The following is an 18280-nucleotide window of genomic DNA, read 5'->3' on the forward strand; positions in this document are numbered from 1 at the left end:
CCAGGGGATATCGCCCAGACCGCACGCCCAACCCCTGCAGCGCCCACGCCGGCCCCTGGACATGCGTTGTCACTCTGACATCTCCCCCTCTGACCGCACGCAATGGAACGGCGTATCAGTAGCGTCCGGTGATCCCTTCTCAGAGTAGGTTCCCGGTTACTGTGGGAGGGCGGCATTGCCGGACACGTGGCTCAATCGTGGCCGGGAGGAGCCAGTGGCGAGCGACCTGCGAGTCGCCGCCGAGCCGTCCTCACAGGCTGCGCCATGAGGCGGAACGCCGCGCCAGCGCCTCGGGTCCTGTGGCTTACCGGCGCGCGTTCTGCAAGCGGGAGTCCGTCACTCTCCTCCGCTTACGTACAGCTGTGCTTGGCTCCGTAGCGGAGAGGTTTTGTCCCAGACGTGCCAGCGCCCCCCGCAGACCGGATCTTCACCGTAAGCTACATCTTCCGGAAATCCCGGTACGGGCGGCCTGGCAGGTTTCGGATCTTCTTTCAGGTCGCGCCCACATTTGGGGCAGTTCTCCGGGTTTCTCATCGGGTACATGCCCATGCAGTCCTCCTCGCGTTGCCGAAATCCCACGCACAGCCGGGGCCTGACCTTCGTGAACGAGCTCTTCCCGGAGGTCATGGCGGCCAGGTTGAAGCCTACGACGACCTGGCGTAAACCATTAGCGCGGTCAACACGTCGTGCTGATGACAGGGGTTATCAAAACCTTGCTCCCGTATGACCTGTCCGAGCCGGTCAGGGCGCCTGATGTCATGACGTTGTGGGCGGCGTGCACGGCACGTTCCGCCCACGGAAAGGCAGAAGACGCCGGCGAGTCTCGCCTTGGCCCGGCTGCGGTCAGGCCCTGGGCGAGACTCTTCTCCCAGCGATGTTGGTCGAGTCTGCGAATCTTGTAACCGACCGACTAAGAGATTGAACCGTTCCTGCTGAACAATGCGGAGAGTCACAACCGCGTTCGAGGTTCGGGCAACCCCGCACCACTCACCAAGTGAGTGCGCGCGCCTACGCCTCCGCGGGCAGCGCAGGAAACACGACCACCGAGCCGTCCTTGTCGCGGGCAATCTCAATCGCCACGTCTGTCGTGCGGCTGTTGACCACGACGCCGTCGCCCAGCTTGTGAATCCGGTTTGCCGCGCGCATCAGGCGATCGACTTCGCCGGTCGTGAAGACGGGCCGCAAACCCTGCGGGCCTGCCAGCTCCAGCGCCGACAGGCGTTCCAGGACACTGGCGATGCTCGACTCCAGTTCGTCGAGGCGCTGCTGGTTGCGCTTGAGTGCGCGGGCGAAGTTCTCGAACAAGTTGCCAGAGTCGCTCTGGGCATGCTCGACGGCCTGCAGGACGATGACCCGCCGCTTCAGTGCAATGGCCAAGGCAGCAAGTTCGAGGTGGGTGCGGAACGTGCCGCCGTGGTCGTCGATGCCGGGGAACGACTTGGTCAGCGTGCCGATCTCGACGGGCTTGCCGTCGGGCAGCTTGTCGAGTGCGCTCTCCCACCGGGCAAGGCGGCGGTCAGCGGCGCCCAGCGCGGTGTTGATGGCATGCACTGCCGAGTCCAGTCCAAGCGAGACACCGAGCCTGCCCTGGTCGAGGAGAATGGCGGTGGCTTTGTCAATGGCATCGCGGCAGCCGTCGAGTTCGCTGTGATCGTCTTCGAGCTTCTGTTCGTGCAGTTGCTCCAGCAGTTCTGTGATGTGTTCGATGGCCTGCTGGCGCTTGTAGTCGGCGTGCGCGCTCACCCCCACTGCTACGGCCATGAGCACGAGCGGTGCGGCCACGGTGAGCGCCGCGCTGCCGCCGACCGCGACGCCGGCTGTTGCACCGGCTCCACCGACTGCGCCTGCTGCTGCCGCTTTGCCGACTGGCACGAATGTCGCGTTGGCGGCGATACCCGTTGAGTTCATGAGTGCACTGTGGATGCCACCGGCCGCCGCCTTCGACGCCATCGGGCGAATGATGCCCTGACCGAACTGGGCGGCAACCTTCGCCGGAACGACCATGCGATACAGGTTTTCGCCGGTGGCGGTCGCCTTGGCCGCCGCAGAGGAAGTTCGCGCTGATTGCGTGATGAGCTGCGACAGGTGCTGCGCCAAGGGGCTGGCGGCATCGAGCGGGATGCCTCGGCTGCGGTCGAGCTTGTCGGGCAGCGGATGTACCTCAAGTGTGGCAATCGGGTTGTCGGCCATGGCGGCCAGCACACCGCGCAGTTCGGCCAATCGTTCAGCCGTCATCGGCCCGTCTCCGGCCGGTGCGGGCACCCGGACGTCACCGGTCGCCAGCGTCCAAAACGGAACGATCGCCTCGCGGTCGTCAGTCATCGTCTCCCCCTCGTTTTCAGCACCAGCCTATGGCTGACGTTCGACAAGAACAGCATGAACCTTGTGTATTCAACTACGGGCACCGTCCGCCGGTGAACTGACGATCGGGCCACGGAAGGGTGTCCCTCACCTGCGGCGATCTGGGTTGTCCAAATCAAGGGCGCCGCGAAGCGAGGGAAACCCGGAAGCCGACGAGTAGGCCCTCGCCCGCCTGCCCAACAGCGTGTGGACGTGCGCCCTGCGTCGGGACGGCAACCGCACGAGATGAGTGGCCTCGACGGCGAGCGGCTGTCCTGAGCTCCGACAGCTGGAGCGGGCGGCGGGGGCTCGGTCCCTGCGCAGGCTTACTCCGCGTGCGGTGCCGGGCGATCAGCTGGCAGTGGCAACGGCCATCCAGTGCCAAGGCCTCCCCGCGCGCTGACCGCTGAACTCGCCCAGGGTCCTCCACCCGCTTCGCCATTTCCCACGGCCGTGGTACTTGGCACGGCAGGAGCAGGTGCACAGAAAGCCCTGGGCGTTCTGGCAGGATGAGTTGCACCTTTCACGCGGGTTGTACTCACGGCCGATGAGGATGCTCGGGTACCTGCGCAGCAGCTCCCGGCTTATGCGGGGGAAGTGAGCGCCGGCAACTGTCCAACACCCCTCGTGGCCGTCCCACCGGAACGATCGATCGCCTCCGACCCAGTCCCTGAGTTTCCGCTCGTGCTCCCACATCGTGTGAGCCGGGAACCAGACACCGAACCACCCATTGGCGGGCAAGCCGATTGTCGGCAGGTGCTCACCCTGATAGTTAGGTATCCACTCAGGGGGCTTGAGGTATACGGGCTGCTTCCGCCGATCACGCCCGCGTCTTTTGGCCGCAATCTGCTGGCTCCGTCGGGGCCCGGGCCCCCACTCGACCGACACGAGTGCGGCGAGCTGACCGGAGGCATGGCAGGGGAGACGGCTTAGCAGCCTGTCATGGGCGACCACGCGGCCGTCCTCGTCGACCTCGATGGAACTGCGGCACTTCAAGCATGTGCGGATGGGCCTTCCGCCGCCCACAAGCATCCCCCTTGATTGCGCTGATTCCACTGAGCGCCCTGCAACAACTGTTGATCGGCATCGGGTTCCACCACTGCATCAGGGGCCTTTCAGAGGCGACGGTGGGGTGGGTCTGTTTCTTTTGGAGCGACCCACCCCGCCAGGCACGACGGAGCGGATCGACGGGCGACCTGCCCGTCCGCCAGGGCTGAACTCTCCGGCGCCCGAAGTCGACTGCACCGGCCACTTGCGGGTCGCGTAGTGTTCGCGCGCCCACGGCGCTTGACCCGCAGACCGGCGCCGAGCACCGCCAGTCATGGCGCATCGCACCACCATCCAAGTGACGGTCACCCGCCCTGTGCCGGCGGGGAGCAGAGGCGTCAGTTCGTCTCTGTCACGTCCGTTACCTTTCCGGTGATCTTGGTGCCGGAACCCGCGGTGGACAGTGACGAGGGGTAGTACTCCATCGACGTTCCGTCGGTCAAACTGATCGTCTCGATGACCGGCCCGCTCTCGTCGCCGCTGATCTGGTAGGTGATCTCGTACGTCTTGTCCGGGTCGATGGGCAAGATGCCCTCGTAAGCCAGGTCCGGTTCGACCTCCACGTTGCACCCGGCCGAGCCGAAGCAGTGCTTCCGCTTGACCTTGATCTTCATCGTGAAGTCAGAGGGCCTGGGGTTGGCGTACACCGGAGCCTCCGTGGTCGGGTCCGACACCGGCTCCGATGAGGTCGCCGCCACCGGGGCGGACGGGGACGGTGACGGGGCAGAGGCCTGCGGAGCGGCGGTGCAGGCAGTACCGAGGGGGATGGCTATCAGGGCCATAGTGGCGAGCAGCCTACGAGTGGTCACGTGCGATCCTCTCCAGGTGTGCGGTGTGTGCCGGCATTCGTTGGCGTGGTAGAGACTTCCGATGCGGCTGTGATCCCAGCCGCGCATCACCCCCGCGTAGGCGAAGGCGTGCTGGCACCGTGGGGTCGGTGACGGTGGCGAATCCGTCGAAGCGAACGAGTCCGTGCCGAGACCGGCTTCGCCACTGCCGCGCAGGGTGCGCAAAGGCGTCGGCAACGGGGTGCGAAGTCGGTACCCGGCGTGAACGGGTGAACGAGCCAAGGCCCACCGTCACGGGTCGGCGGGGCCTTGGTTCAAGAGATCAGTAGTTGGCGTTGGCGATGACGTCGCCGTCCTGGCCGTAGACGGTCACGAGCCCGTTCTTGGACTCGTAGCAGGACGTGAACGCAGAGGCGATGAGCTTCGCGTCACCCTGGTTGTCGCTCATGAGCCCACCAGTGAAGTCGGTGTAGACCTCCGCCGAGTCCAGGATGTCGTTCCGCTTGTCCGCGCCGGTCACCTTCGTCACGTGCTGGACGGCCTTCTTCTCCGTGGCCGTACCGGACTTGGCGACGCAGGCCTTGAACTGCTCGGCCTGCGTCTTCGTCTTCGGCGCAGGCGTCGCCTCGGCCTTGTCGGACTCCGGCGTGCGGCTGGCGGCGACGGCCTTGTCCTTGGCACTGGTGTCGGTGGAGTCGCTGTTTCCGCCGCCGGCCGCGGCGGCGATGCCGATCAGGACGAAGAGGGCGACGACGCCGAGGCAGCCGAAGCCGACGATCTTCCCTGCCTTCGACTTCTTCGGCGGCTGCGGCTGGAACGGCGGAGTGCCGTAGCCCTGCTGCTGCGGGCCGCCCCAACCGGGCTGGGGCTGCTGCGGGTACTGCTGCTGGCTCATGGTCCCTCCAGGGGGTGTAGTAGATGCACCTTGCGGGTGCGTCTGGCTTGTGAAGCTGGAATGTGCGTCAGGCCGCCCAGGCGGCGAGGGCGCCTGTAGCCCACAGCGGGACCAGGCGCGGGAGTTCGGTGCGCGGGACGGCACCGCGCACGCAGCGCAGGCCGAGCTTGGCCAGGGAGTCGGCGGCCTCGTTCAGGGGGTGACCGGCGTGGGCCTTCTCGTGGACGAACGTCAGGTGCGGGGTGTTCTCGGCGAGCAACTGCAGCTTGAGCAAGCTGGGCTTGCGGCCCTGGGAGCGCAGGTGGGTGTCGTAGCCCTCGGGCATGTCCATCCCGCCCTGCTGCCAGCTGTGCAGGTGCCGCAGCGCCTGCAGGTTGTCCACGCGGACCTCGATGGGCTGGCCGGGGTGCGTGTGGAGGACCGCTTTGAGTCCCCAGTACACGGCGCGCAGTTCGGTGACGACCACGCGGGAGCGGGGGCGCACGAGGTACTTCGGGTAGAGGTGGGCGCGCAGACCGGTGTGGCCGGTGGTGGCGAGGTAGCCGGAGGCCACCCGGTCGGGGCCGACCGAGGCGTCCGTGGCGAGCGCGATCGGCCCGGCGACGGCTTTGACCCTGTCGTTCACGCACACCTGGCGGCGAGTGGAGGTGATGGGGCGGGGTGCGTGGGCGAGGGGAGAACGACGACCCATGACAGGCGTACCTCCTTGTTTTGGCATCGGAGCAGCGGGAGAGAGGGCGGGCACGCGTGACGCCCGCCGAGCGTGGTCGTGTCGGTCAGGCGCCGGCAGCGGTCGGCAGGTGGACCTGGCCGTAGACGGTGAGGAACAGCTCCAGGTCGGCGCGCTCGGCGGGCGCGGCGTGACCGGAGGCGAGGCGGGCGCGGGCGTCACGGTGGGCGCTGCGCAGGTAGCCGCTGCGCTCCAGGTGGCGCCACAGGAGGCGAAATGCCTGCTGGTGGTCGTAGAGGGTGGTCTCGTAGGACGTGCCGGTGATGTGGCGGGCCTGGACCAGCAGGGCCCGGAAGTTCTCCCCGGCGTCGCGCTTCAGCAACTGCGCCAGGTGGCGGCGGTACACGGTCAGTTCGGGCTCCCCCGTCTCGGTCAAGCAGGTTTCTCCACTCATGAGGCCTCGTCTGCTGTCCCAGGGCAGGCCGAAGCGGCCATAAACGGCCCCGGGGCGCTTCCGTCGGCCACGGGGCGACCGGAAGCGTCTACAGATAAGCATCGCGATGAAAGCACTGTCAAACCTGTTTGCGAACTTAGTCGGGGGTGTAAGGTGGCAGCCGTCCCCGATGAGAGGTGAGAACACGTCATGGCCCAGCCGTCAGCCCAGGTGACAGCCGCGGAGATCTCCCGCATCGCGGGAGTCACACGCGCCACCGTCAGCAATTGGCGCCGCCGGCACGACGACTTCCCAGCACCAGCCGGCGGCACCGAGACCAGCCCGCTCTACGACCTGGAAACCGTGCGCGCCTGGCTTAGCTCCCGCGGCCAAACCACCGCCGCCGCCCCCACCGAGGAGCTGCGCACCCTGCTGCGACTGCGCCCTGCGGGCGCCGAATCAGCCGTGCCGCTGCTCCCCCTGGTCCTCGCCACCTCCCGCCGCACACCGGACGAGCTGACCGCGCTGGCCGACCTGCCGGATGCTGACCTCGCCGCACGCGCGGACGCCGCCGTCGCCGAGCTCGCCGACGCAGTGCCGCAGACCGAGGCCGTCCCCTTCACGGCAGCCGACGCAGGCATCGTGCGGGCGCTGATCCACTGCGTACGGGAGGAAGGCGCCCAGGCCGCCCTCGATGTACTTGCCGAGCGGGAACTGGAGGACAGCGCCTCCACGGGTACCTACCAGACCCCCGACCGGCTGGCCGACCTCATGGCGCGCCTGCTACCCGCGGACGCGGCCCGGGTCCTGGACCCCGCGTCCGGCAGCGGCACCCTCCTGGCCGCCGCCGCACGCCACGGCGCCAACAAGCTGTACGGCCAGGACACCCTGCCGGTGCAGGCCCAACGCAGCGCGGTGCGCCTGCTGCTGGCCGCGCCCGATGCGGCGGTGGCCGTACAGGCCGGCGACAGCCTGCGCCACGACGCGTTCCCACAGCCCCCAATGGATGCGGTGCTGTGCAACCCGCCCTACGGCGATCGCGACTGGGGCCACGACGAGCTGGCCTACGACCCCCGCTGGGCCTACGGCGTTCCGCCGCGCATGGAATCCGAACTCGCCTGGATCCAGCACTCCCTGGCCCACCTGCACCCCGGCGGGTACGCGGTGCTGCTACTGCCCCCCGCCACCGCCGCCCGCTCCTCAGGCCGCCGTGTGCGCGCCGAACTGGTACGCGGCGGCGCCCTGCGTGCCGTCGTCGCCCTGCCGTCCGGCGCGGCCACGCCCCTGCACATCGGGCTCCAGCTGTGGATCCTGCAGACCCCGGAGCCGGACGGCCCGGACCGCGCCTCGGTGTTGTTCGTTGACGCAGACTCCGAGCGGCAGCACGACTGGCCACGAAACCGGGCCGGGAGCACGCTCAGCTCACCGGGGACGCGCCGACGCCGCGACGCCCTCGACTGGGACGAGTTGACCGACACCGTGCTGGACCACTGGACGGCCTTCCATGCCAGCCCGGAGTCCTTCTCCGACGAGCCCGGCATCGCCCGGGCAGTCCCCGTACTGGACCTCCTCGACGAGGTCGTCGACCTCACCCCAGCCCGCCAGGTCCGTGCCCTGCCCGCCGACATCGACCCAGCCCAGGTGGCGCGGCAGGCCGATCACCACCGTAAGCAGTTGACCGAGCGCACAGGCCTCCTTTCCGAGGCCGCTCAGGGCACGTGGCAGCCCACCGGCGACTCCCCGCGGCAGTGGCGCACGGCCACCGTCTCCGACCTCGCCCGCGGCGGCGCCCTGGAGATCCTGCGGGCAGCGACCGACACCCGGGAGAAGACCGAGGGCGCTCAATGGAGGGCCGAGAACGCCGGACGGCTGGTTCTCTACGGCACCGACATCACGGACGGCGTACCCGCCTCCGCCACGTTCCTTGACAGCGTGCCCTTGAAGTCGTCACCGGTCATCGGCGAAGGGGACATTTTGGTACGCATGTTCCCAGGGGACGGCATGAGTACGGCCCGACTGGCCGACGAGCAGGACATCGGCGTGCTACTCGGCCATGACCTCTACCTACTGCGCCCCGATCCCACACGATTGGACCCCTGGTTCCTCGCAGGCTTCGTCGGCGCGCACGACAACATCACCGGGGCATCCACCGGCAGCACCACCATCCTCCTCCAACCCGGCCGGCTACGCGTACCGCTCCTGCCCCTGCAGGAGCAACGCCACTACGGCGAGGCCTTCCGCCGCGTCCACGAACTACGCACCGCCGCCCGCCAGGCCACCGACCTCGCCCGCGAGTACGCGGACCTTCTGGCTACTGGCCTGACGGCGGGGGCGCTTCTCCCGCCTGAGACTGCATCGACCTGACGGATTGGCGCACTTCTTCACTCTTCCACCGCACTCGGCCGTACCCGCCCCCTCGCCCGGCGGGGCGGCTCGGAAGGAACTCGGGGACCTCTTAAACAGCAGCAAGCACACGGAGCTGGCGAACCACGCCTGGTCCGTCGCCGACCTCCTAACGCCGCCGCCGAGGCCTTCAATTCGCTGCTCAAGGTCGAGTACATCCACCGGCACCGCTTCACCACCCGCACCAAGGCCCGCATCAAGATCGCGACGTGGATCGCCGACTTCTACAACACCAGACGCAGGCACACCCGCGCCGGCGGACTACCGCCGGCGGAGTTCGAGCAGATGAGCAACCAACGGCGCGCCCAAGCAAACCAGAGGGACGAAGCCGCATAAGAGAGGTCTCTACGCTTCCAGGGGATTGACAGTCTGCTGCGTCAGTACTTTCCCAAGGGCACGGACCTATTGCGTTGGGGCGCCGACGAACTCCAAGCCGTCGCCACCACCCTCAACAACAGACCCCGCAAGACCCTCGGATGGAAGACCCCCGCCGAAGCCCTCAACCAGCACCTACTATCTCTCCAGGAAACTGGTGTTGCGACGACCGGTTGAGTCCAAGGAGTACACAACCGCTGAGTTCCGCGCGGTAATACTGCGCCTAGTTCAAGACACCCTGCCCGAAAGATCATCTCCCATACACTCGTTCGCATGGATTTCTACCGCACTCCGAAATGGGACGCCGCCCGGGACCGGAGCATGCTTCACGAGGACGAAGCAGCCAGACGCGACGAACTGGCCGACGCCGCCCGCAACGGCAACTGGCCCCGTGTCATGAACATCGTCTACCAGAAGCCCAACGCGTGGCCGGACACGCAAGGGTGGGCCAATGCCGTACGCCTCAACGGCAAGCGCCACTACACCCCGCTCCACCAAGCCGCATGGCACGGCGTCCCCATCGACGTCGTCGAATTCCTCCTTGACAGCGTAGCCTGGCGCACCCTGCGTACCAGCACAGGCCAGCGCCCCGTGGACATCGCCCAAGAACGCGGCCATCACCACCTCGCCCGCCTCCTGCAGCCCGAGATCAAGCACCGCGTCGCCAGCGACGTGATCGCCGCCCTCCAGCTCAACCTGCACGCACTGATAAGCGAGTACGACGAGCCTGCGCCCCGGTACCTGCGCCTTCCTGAAGTCGAGGTGCTCACCGAACTGGACCCTCCGGCGTACTGGATCCGGATCGCAGGCGGCATCTTTGCCATCGAGCTCCGTGGCCTTGAGCTGAACGTCCAAGCCATCGGGAAGATGGACTACGACGAACACCCGACTTTCCGGATCACTACGAACGGCGTCTACGACGCGTCCGGCAGACCCTTCCCCGCTCCCATCACGGAGCGGTCGGTGCAGGCCTGCCGTCGTGAATTGCCGGATCGAACCTTGATCTGGAACCAGCGCCATCTCCTGCACGTCCTGCGCGAGTTCGAGCGGTTCCAGCACTCGCACCGCCCCCGTCGGGGCATCGCGAACGCCTAGCCGCTTCACCCCTTGCCCGCGGCCGTCACCGATCCAGGGCAGATCGCCCGCCTCGACATACGCAGACGCAAGAGCCTGGGCTGCAACCCTCCACGAGTACGAACGCCGTGCTTGACCTGCACGGACGAGGTTTCGGCAAGGGCAGGACGGCGCAGCGTAAAACCCATACCAAGACCGCTACCCAGGTCAGGAGCCAGGGGGCAGGATGCCTTTGTGATGAATCCGGGGGAACGGATGCAGGGACGGCCGTCTCCCGCCGCGTGGCGCGGGGAGGTCGCGCGGACAGCGGAGTGACATGGATTTCAGTGTCCTGGGGATGTCGGAGAAGACCGTTCGCGTCTACACGGCACTGGTGGGGCTGCCGCGATGCACCGCGGCCGAGTTGGCCGACGCCTGCGGGATGCCCGCGGCCATCGTCGGCAAGCTGCTGTCCGGGATGGTCGAGGACGGCCTCGCGGCGCGGTCCGCCGGACGCCCGCCGCACTTCACTGCCGTCGCCCCCGATGTCGCGGTCACCGCGCTGATACAAGAGCGTGAGCAGCAGCTCAACGAAGCGCGCTCTCTGGTGCACCGGCTGATGGAGACGCACCAGCAGGCCGTCCGGATCAGCTCTCCGGAGATGGCCGTGGAACTGCTCACGAACCGCGATGACATCAGCGCCGCCGCACGGCGGCTGACCGCGGACGCCCAGCACGAAGTGCGGGCCTTCGACCGGCCGCCGTATGTCGACCGGCCGGGCAGCAGCCTCGACTCCCAGCTGCAGCGGCAGCGGCACGGGGTGGTCCACCGGGTGGTCTACGACCAGGAGGCGGTCGCCTGGCCGAGCCGGATGCAGCGCGACATCCTGCCCAGCATCCGTGCGGGCGAACAGGCGCGGGTGCGCCCCGAACTGCCGATGAAGCTGGTGATCAGCGACGGCAGCAGGGCCATCATCCCCTTCAGTATCGCGCCCGGTGGCCAGTCGGCGGCATATCTGGTCCATCGCTCGCCCATGCTGATGGCGCTGGAGTCGATGTTCGAGACGCACTGGGAGCGTGGCGTCCCGCTGCTGGACTCGGAACCACCGGCAGGCGACGACGACCAGCCGCAGACGGACCCCGCCACCCGCTCCCTGCTGGCCCTGCTCGCTTCGGGCCTCACCGACGCGGCGATCGCGCGGGCCCAGGGCTGGAGCGAGCGGACCACCCAGCGGCGTATCCGCCGTCTGATGAGCGAACTCGGCGCCGCCACGCGCTTCCAGGCCTGTTTCACCGCCATGCGGCGCGGCTGGCTGTAGGAGGCCGGCGCCCGGCCGCGGTCCTCGTGCGACCCGGCCACGGGGCTCCGGGCCTGTCCGGTACGGCTCGGCCACAAGGTTCCAGGCCCCTCAGTGTGCCCCGGCCAGGGGATTCCAGCCCTGTCGGGATTCCAGCCCTGTCGGGAATCCAGGCCTGTCCGGCGTGACCAGGGCCATGGACCTCCCCGTCCCGTACGGTCACCGCACCGATCGCCTGTAACAGCTCACCGAGGCATCCGAAGCGGCGGGGTGTCTCCCGGCGGTGCGCCAAGCCCGGCCCTCCACCGGGTGGCAGCCGTCCGCCAGGTGGCGAAACTTTGCCAGCCCGGCCGCCTTGTGCCCCACAAGGTGCCGTTGACATCTTTCAGCAACATGCGGCGCTGCCGCGCTGCTCGTCGCGCGGCGTCGTTTCCCCCGCGCCTGCCCGCTGTTGCTCCTAGGAAGAAGTCCGCATGTCTCGTGCCCCATCGCGAAACAGGAGGCTGGGGTTCGCGTCTGTCGCGCTCCTGGCCACTGCAGCCGTAACCCTGTCCGCACCGGCTGTCGCAGCCCCGTCTGCCGCCGCCGGCCCCGCGGGGGCCGCCGACGCCCCACCGTCGTTCACCGCCGGGATGCCCCAGGGCAGCCGGTCGGTGCGGCAGAACCTGCCCAGCCAGCGCCAGGGCGCCGTGCCCGGCCAGGTGCTCGTCACCCTGGGCTCGGCCGTGTCCGTCACCGGACACCCGCTGCCCAGGACCCGGGTTGCCGCCCGCGCACCGCTCACGAGCGACGCCGCGCTCAACGCCAAGCTGCAAGCCGTCGGGGCCACCTCGCTGCAGCCGCTGCTGCCCGGCCTGCCGAAGCCCGCCACCGAGGCGCTGACGCAGACGGCCAGAGCCCAACTGGGCAGCTCCGCCTCCGATCTCTCGCGGACGTTCGTGCTCCACGTAGACGGGAAGGACTCGGCGGCGGTGGCCCGAAGCCTCCGCGGGGCCCCCGGCGTGGTGTATGCGGAACCCAACCGCTACGTGAACACCATGAACACCGGCGGGCGGCCCCTGCCGGCCACTGCCCTGCGGTCCGCGGCCCACTCCTCACCGACGGCGGGCCGGGTCGCTCCGACTTCCGCGGCGTCGGTGCCATCGAACTACGCGCTCAGCTCCTCCGCCCAGCCGTTCCTGAACGCCGGCGGGGTGAACGCCGTCGGGGCCTTCGCCGAGCTGCACGACCGGTACGGACAGCAACCCGGAGCCGGGGAGCGCATCACCAATGTGTCCATCGGCGACCTGACCGACCAGTCGATGGCGGACGCCGGCGACGACTATGTGGGGTTGTACGGGCCGACCACCATGATGCAGGACGGCCGGCGCTATCTGGACCTGCCGTCGATGCCCCTGATCCCCACCTATGTGGCCCAGCCGGACGGGAAGCTGAGCGACTCCGCCTCGACGGAGCACCAGGACCCCGCCCTGGACGAGGTCCTGCTGGACTTCTCCGTGATGTCCCCGCTCGCCCACGACCAGCAGCGCACGGAACGGATCGGCAGCGGCTACACCGACCTGCTGGGTATCGCCCCCGGCGCCGACTACCGCCTCGTCGTACCCCAGGAGCCGACGGTCGACCAGATAACCGGCGCCCTTGTGGCGGCGGCGCAGCAGTCGCCACGGCCCGACGTCATCACCGCGAGCCTGGGCTTCGGCACCGACTCCGTGGGCTTCCCCGGACGCTACCTCGAGGACGACCCCGTCGTTCGGTCGGTCGTGACCGACATCGTCCACCGCTACGGCATCGTGGTGTCGATCTCCTCCAACGACGGCACACGGCTGTTCACGCCGACCGCGGTCGGCCCGGACGGCGGCAGCACGCCGACCGACCTCGCCAAGAACGCCGCCGACGCCACATCCATCAACGACGACGCGGCCTCCACCACGCCCTCCAAGGTCCCCGACTCCGGTGCGATCGCCGCGGGCGGCACCACCTTGGACGACACCCTGGCCGCACCGGCCGACCAGAACCCGAGCGGGACCACCGCCGAAACGCGGATCAGCGGGTTCGGCACCTTCTCCTCCGGCTTCGGCAGCCGCGTCGATCTGTCCGCGCCCAGCGACAACATCGCCGCCTTCGCCCACCCGAAGGGCGGCGACGCGCAGGCGGTGACGGTCGCGCTCAACGGCGGTACGTCGGCTTCGGCACCGGAGATCGCCGCTGCCGCGGCCGTGGTGCTCCAGGCCGGCCGGCTGAGCGGGCACCCGCTGTCGCCCGAGCAGGTCCGTGCCCTGCTGGAGGGCACAGGCCGTGAGGTACCGTCTCCGGCGCAGATCGACCGGACCCTGCATGTCGGCCCGCAGATCGACATCACCGCCGCTGTGGAGCGGGTTCTGGGCGGCACCGGAGTGCACCCGGCCATCGCGCGGCTGTCGGCCGCCCACCGGGTGGTGCCGGCCGGCTGGCCCGACGGGCTCTTCACCGAGACCACCGACCAGAACCGCATCGACCTCGGCGATGTCGCGCTCGGCGGGGACGGGGGCGGCCTGATGGGGCCGGTCACCTTCGCCGGCGACATCACCGGACTGCCGCGCGGCGCCCAGCAGCGGGCACGGTACACGCTCACCGTCGGATCGACGGTGTTCGAGTCCAGCACGCCGGCGATCCGTGTGACGCCGCGCCGGCTCCTCGACGCTGCGGGTCTGCCCGTGCTCTCCACCTCAGACCGCGACATCCAGGTCATCTACCGGGTCCTGGTCGGCGGACGGGTGGCCGCCACCGCGCAGCGCACCATCACCATCGGTTCGAGCAACGGCGAGCACACCGAGGCGGCGGCCCCCCGCGTCCCCTCGGTCGTCCAGGCCGGCCGCGACGTGACCGTGCGATACGACCTCTCCGGCGTCACCGGAACCGACGCCCCGCAACTGGTGCTGTCCACCGTCGGGCACTGGAGCCCGTCCATGGCGCCGCTGTTCACGGCCGCCTGGCACCAGCCCCTCACGGACAGCGCGGGCACCGTCACCATCCCCGCGAGCGCCTTCCGGGGCGGCGGTATCTACGGCATCGGCATCGCCCAGGCGGGATTCGGCGGCAACCCCCGGGCCGTCCACTACAGCCAGTTCGCCCCCGTACGCGTCCAGGGGGGCACCGCGGCCGTCCGACCGGAAGCTCCGCTGCTCGCCGGCTCCGGCTCCGCAGCCGGCCACGCGGCGGAAGTCACCCGTGCGGCACCCGGCTTCAGCCTCCGCTACGACGTGCGTGCCGTGCCGGGGGCGGTGGCGGCGGAGGCCGAGTTCTCGGCACCCGCACCCACCGTCAACAAGGGGGCGCTCAACACCTTCAGCAACTCCAACGGGTCGGCTTTCGACGATGACGGAACCGACACCCCCTCCGTCCTCCACACAACCCTGCCCGCCGCGTCCGGCACCGCGCACCTCAACGCGCGCGCCCTGGGCCTGCCCACCTCCCTGAACTACAACGTCAGGGTCCTGGCCCTGGACGGCCGCCACCACGTCATCGGCCAGGCGTCGCCGACCTCGATGCTCTCGGTCGACGACGGTCCGGCACCCGACGGCAGCTGGGTGCTGAGCTTCGCCGCAGCCGGCGCCGACTCCCTCGTCGCGCTGCAGAGGCCCGACGGCGGGACCGAGGTGCGGCACTACTCCACCGCGTCCGCCACCTACGGTCGGGTCCTGACCTCGGATCCGGTGGTGAACTCCGACTACGAGGTGATCGGCCAGATCCCCGCCGCGCACCGCGCGCTCCTGGTCCGCCGGGACACGCAGGGCGGCGACGCCCAGGTGGAGACCTGGGACACCCGTACCGACACGCTGGTCGGCAGCTACACCGTGGCCGTCCAGGACGCCCTCTTCGTCACCGCGGCCGTCGACCCGGCCCGGCACCGGGCAGCCCTGCTGCTGCGCGGGGCGAGCGACAAGAGCGACATCGTCCGGTCCGTCGACCTGACCACCGGGACCGTGGGGGCGCCGATCGACGCCGACACCGCCGACGTGGCCAAGGGCACGTACACCAAGATCGCCATCGACGGCTCGACCGGCGAGGTGTACCTCGCCAAGAGCGGGGGCATTGTGTGCCTCGGCGGCGTGCTGGTGGCGCGCGTGAACCTCGACAGCGGTTCCGTGACGAACCCGGGTTCGGTGTCGGGTTGCAGCGCCGGCTTCGCGTCCGACGACGCGGGCACCCTCTACACCCTGTCCGCCGTCCAGGGGAGCACGAAGATCGTCCCCACCAGCTTCCTCACCGGCATGGACGCGACCACCGGTGACGAGGTCAGCCAGTACGCCGTCCGCCGGGAGCCGCCCAGCGCCATGGCAATCGACAACCGCAACCGCGTCGCGGTACTGGCCTTTGCACAGCCGGAGGGCACACCGTACTTCGGGTCGCAGTACGGCTATGTGCCGGACAACAACGCGATGGGCCAGCTTGTGGTCATGGACCTGAAGACCGGTCAGGTGCTCAGGACCCTGAGCACCATCAACGTCCGGCCCTACGGAGGCAACCTGATCGGCGACCGGGGCGCGCCGATCCAGCTCGACCCGGCCTCGCGCACCGGCTGGATCATCGGGCCGTACAACGCGCAGGTCCAGCAGTTCTCCTACTGATCCCGACACCCACCCCGGGGCGCTGCGGGACGGAGGCGACAACCGCTCCGTCCCGCAGCGCCCCGGCTTGCCGTTGCCGGCCACCGTGCCGAGCAGGGCGGCCCCGGCGAAGCCCCCAGTTGACCGGCGCTGATGCGTGGTCGCGGGCCAGGTGCACCGGCAGTCGGGTAGAGGGGCCCCAGCAATGCATCCCCGCTACCCGACTCAGCGTCAACCTGCTGTCCGACCGGGCCTCGGCGGCGGTGGACTGGCGGCTGTTCCTGCCCGAGAGGTGGGACGACGCCAAGAACGGCGGCGACGCGCTGCCGGCGGAGGCGATCCGGCGCCGGCGGACCAAGGCGGGCATCCCCGACGACGCGCGGCACCGCGAGCGGTGGCGCCCGGCGCTGGAGATGCCCGACGAAGTCACGGGCCACAGGCAGCCGGGGCGCTCGGCACCGGGCCGGGCGCGCCGGTGCGGTGACATGGCTCGCCGTCCTCGAACCGGCCGCCCGCTGCTGTGTCGGACGTCATCGTGTCAGCCGCAGGGCGCGGAAGCGGCAGTCGCACCTCTGAGGGGGATCCCGATGGCCGTACCGGCCGGTCGGCCTGGTCACACCCTGGCGACGCGGGGAATCAAACGTGGCCGCCGGACGCTTTGAGTTCGCGTGAAGAAGATAGGATTCCTCTCGTTCGGCCACTGGTCGCCGAGTGCGCACTCCAAGACCCGGTCCGCCGCCGACTTCCTGCACCAGTCCATCGACCTGGCGGTCGCTGCCGAGGAGCTCGGCGTGGACGGTGCGTATTTCCGCGTGCACCACTTCGCGCGGCAGGCGGCCAGCCCGTTCCCGCTGCTCTCGGCCATCGGTGCGCGGACGTCGAAGATCGAGATCGGCACCGGCGTGATCGACATGCGCTATGAGAACCCGCTGTACATGGCCGAGGACGCCGGCGCTGCCGACCTCATCTCCGGCGGCCGGCTGCAACTCGGCATCAGCCGCGGATCACCGGAACAGGTGATCGACGGCTGGCGTTACTTCGGTTACACCCCCGCGGAGGGCGAGACCGGCACGGACATGGCCCGCCGGCACGCCGAGACCTTCCTCAAGGTGCTCGAGGGTGAGGGCTTCGCGCAGCCGAACCCGCGGCCGATGTTTTCCAACCCGCCGGGGCTGCTGCGCATCGAGCCGCACTCCGAGGGGCTCCGTGAGCGGATCTGGTGGGGCTCCGGCTCGAACGCGACCGCTGTCTGGGCCGCGAAGCTGGGGACGAACCTGCAGAGCTCCACACTGAAGGACGACGAGTCGGGCGAGCCGTTGCACGTCCAGCAGCGCAAGCAGATCGAGGCGTACCGCGAGGCGTACAAGGAGGCAGGCCATGCGCGAGAGCCGCGGGTGTCGGTCAGCCGGAGCATCTTTGCCCTGACCAACGACCTGGACCGGGCCTACTTCGACCACGACCGCAACTCGCGGGACCAGATCGGCATGATCGACGACACGACCAGGGCGATCTTCGGACGCTCCTACGCCGCCGAGCCGGACGTACTGGTGAAGCAGCTCCAGGAAGACGAGGCCATCCAGGCCGCGGACACCCTGCTGCTGACCATCCCGAACCAGCTCGGGGTCGACTACAACGCCCACGTGCTGGAGAGCATCCTCACCCACGTGGCACCGGAGCTCGGCTGGCGCTGAGTGTTCTGCCGCCCTGCGTGCGGGCCGGCTCGGCACCGTGGTGGTCAGGCCCCCGACTGGCCCGATCCCGGGCCCGGCCCGGCCCGTACCGCAGCACCACGATGGTGTCAGCTTCCGCTTACAAAGCCAGAGCGGCCTTTGTCGCCGCGCTTGTGGAACGGTGACCCGATCTCACCGAAGACAGGAACGACATCTCGCCGTGGTCGACCGGTCCGATGATCAGGGAGGCCCGCGGCCCCCTGATCTACTTCCCAACGCGCTGGAGCATGGCCGACCAGGCATCTGCCTGCTCGGCCCGGGTCGCTTCGTCGATGTGCCTCAACTGCTTTGACCCGCAGGCACGGCAGATGCGGTCCTGACGGTGGCGCGGGCGGACTGCCAGTCTCGGCTGACCACCCAGGCGTCGTACGAGGTTGAGCTTCTTCATCAGGTGCATGAACACCTGCGACAGGTACTCCGGGTGGTACGTGCCGCCGTCCTCCCAGGTGAACACCAGGTCCCTGCGCTTCCGGGTCCTGGCGCTCTGCTCCCACTCGGCACACTCATTGCCCTGCCGTCCCGCCACAGCTCCAGCAGTTTCCACTGGGGGCTTCGCCGGGGCCGCCCTACTCGGCGGCGGGCGGTGTGCCTCCCTGGACAGGAGCGGCCGCAGCCGCTGGTCGCGGGTGGCGCCGAAGTGCTCCAGCACCCGGTCGAGGTTGT

12 protein-coding genes and 2 pseudogenes are annotated in these 18280 nt (G+C 69.2%); 8 read left to right on the forward strand and 6 right to left on the reverse strand.

The window, feature by feature from the left end; genetic code table 11:
* Positions 1-1008: 1008 nt before the first annotated feature.
* The 5 genes from ACWDAS_RS38890 to ACWDAS_RS38910 all read right to left on the reverse strand — a co-directional run bounded on the left by ACWDAS_RS38890 (position 1009) and on the right by ACWDAS_RS38910 (position 6176).
* A complete protein-coding gene (locus ACWDAS_RS38890; RefSeq protein ID WP_450400400.1) occupies positions 1009-2322 on the reverse strand; it encodes a hypothetical protein in 1314 nt (437 codons plus the stop codon).
* A gap of 1403 nt (positions 2323-3725) precedes the next feature.
* Positions 3726-4196, reverse strand: a complete 471-nt coding sequence (locus ACWDAS_RS38895) for a hypothetical protein (protein ID WP_450400401.1) — start codon at positions 4194-4196, stop codon at positions 3726-3728.
* Between the two features lie 301 nt (positions 4197-4497).
* Positions 4498-5070 carry a hypothetical protein gene (locus ACWDAS_RS38900; protein ID WP_450400403.1) on the reverse strand — a complete coding sequence of 191 codons (573 nt, stop codon included), beginning with the start codon at positions 5068-5070 and terminating at the stop codon, positions 4498-4500.
* Positions 5071-5137: 67 nt separating this feature from the next.
* Positions 5138-5761 carry an RNase H family protein gene (locus ACWDAS_RS38905; protein ID WP_450400405.1) on the reverse strand — a complete coding sequence of 208 codons (624 nt, stop codon included), beginning with the start codon at positions 5759-5761 and terminating at the stop codon, positions 5138-5140.
* 85 nt (positions 5762-5846) lie between these two features.
* Positions 5847-6176, reverse strand: coding sequence for a hypothetical protein (locus tag ACWDAS_RS38910; protein ID WP_450400407.1), 330 nt, complete (start codon positions 6174-6176; stop codon positions 5847-5849).
* Positions 6177-6383: 207 nt separating this feature from the next.
* Between ACWDAS_RS38910 and ACWDAS_RS38915 the strand changes: the two genes are divergently transcribed.
* From ACWDAS_RS38915 to ACWDAS_RS38950, 8 genes and pseudogenes are all read left to right on the forward strand, one after another.
* On the forward strand, positions 6384-8537 hold the full coding sequence (locus ACWDAS_RS38915) for an N-6 DNA methylase (RefSeq protein WP_450400409.1): 2154 nt from the start codon (positions 6384-6386) through the stop codon (positions 8535-8537).
* A 129-nt stretch (positions 8538-8666) separates the two neighbouring features.
* Positions 8667-8912, forward strand: coding sequence for an integrase core domain-containing protein (locus ACWDAS_RS38920; RefSeq protein ID WP_450400420.1), 246 nt, complete (start codon positions 8667-8669; stop codon positions 8910-8912).
* A 30-nt stretch (positions 8913-8942) separates the two neighbouring features.
* Positions 8943-9128: pseudogene (locus ACWDAS_RS38925) on the forward strand (IS30 family transposase); the annotation flags it as partial.
* 96 nt (positions 9129-9224) lie between these two features.
* Positions 9225-10046, forward strand: coding sequence for a hypothetical protein (locus ACWDAS_RS38930; protein ID WP_450400411.1), 822 nt, complete (start codon positions 9225-9227; stop codon positions 10044-10046).
* A gap of 295 nt (positions 10047-10341) precedes the next feature.
* On the forward strand, positions 10342-11322 hold the full coding sequence (locus ACWDAS_RS38935; RefSeq protein ID WP_450400413.1) for a helix-turn-helix domain-containing protein: 981 nt from the start codon (positions 10342-10344) through the stop codon (positions 11320-11322).
* A 611-nt stretch (positions 11323-11933) separates the two neighbouring features.
* A complete protein-coding gene (locus tag ACWDAS_RS38940; protein WP_450400415.1) occupies positions 11934-15908 on the forward strand; it encodes a S8 family serine peptidase in 3975 nt (1324 codons plus the stop codon).
* Between the two features lie 203 nt (positions 15909-16111).
* Positions 16112-16321, forward strand: a pseudogene (locus tag ACWDAS_RS38945) (transposase); the annotation flags it as partial.
* Positions 16322-16555: 234 nt separating this feature from the next.
* Entirely contained in the window at positions 16556-17578 is a 1023-nt protein-coding gene (locus ACWDAS_RS38950) for an LLM class flavin-dependent oxidoreductase (protein WP_450400416.1), read from the forward strand.
* A gap of 244 nt (positions 17579-17822) precedes the next feature.
* Here the strand turns inward: ACWDAS_RS38950 and ACWDAS_RS38955 are convergent.
* A partial coding sequence (locus tag ACWDAS_RS38955; RefSeq protein ID WP_450400418.1) for a hypothetical protein occupies positions 17823-18280 on the reverse strand: 458 nt, incomplete at its 5' end.

The organism is Streptomyces sp. NPDC001070, from assembly GCF_053598835.1.

Coding starts and splice junctions, on each gene's coding strand:
- ACWDAS_RS38930 (WP_450400411.1), top strand. CDS start 9,225: ATGGATTTCTACCGCACTCCGAAATGGGACGCCGCCCGGGACCGGAGC.
- ACWDAS_RS38940 (WP_450400415.1), top strand. CDS start 11,934: ATGCCCCAGGGCAGCCGGTCGGTGCGGCAGAACCTGCCCAGCCAGCGC.
- ACWDAS_RS38905 (WP_450400405.1), bottom strand. CDS start 5,761: ATGGGTCGTCGTTCTCCCCTCGCCCACGCACCCCGCCCCATCACCTCC.
- ACWDAS_RS38890 (WP_450400400.1), bottom strand. CDS start 2,322: ATGACTGACGACCGCGAGGCGATCGTTCCGTTTTGGACGCTGGCGACC.
- ACWDAS_RS38900 (WP_450400403.1), bottom strand. CDS start 5,070: ATGAGCCAGCAGCAGTACCCGCAGCAGCCCCAGCCCGGTTGGGGCGGC.
- ACWDAS_RS38915 (WP_450400409.1), top strand. CDS start 6,384: ATGGCCCAGCCGTCAGCCCAGGTGACAGCCGCGGAGATCTCCCGCATC.
- ACWDAS_RS38935 (WP_450400413.1), top strand. CDS start 10,342: ATGGATTTCAGTGTCCTGGGGATGTCGGAGAAGACCGTTCGCGTCTAC.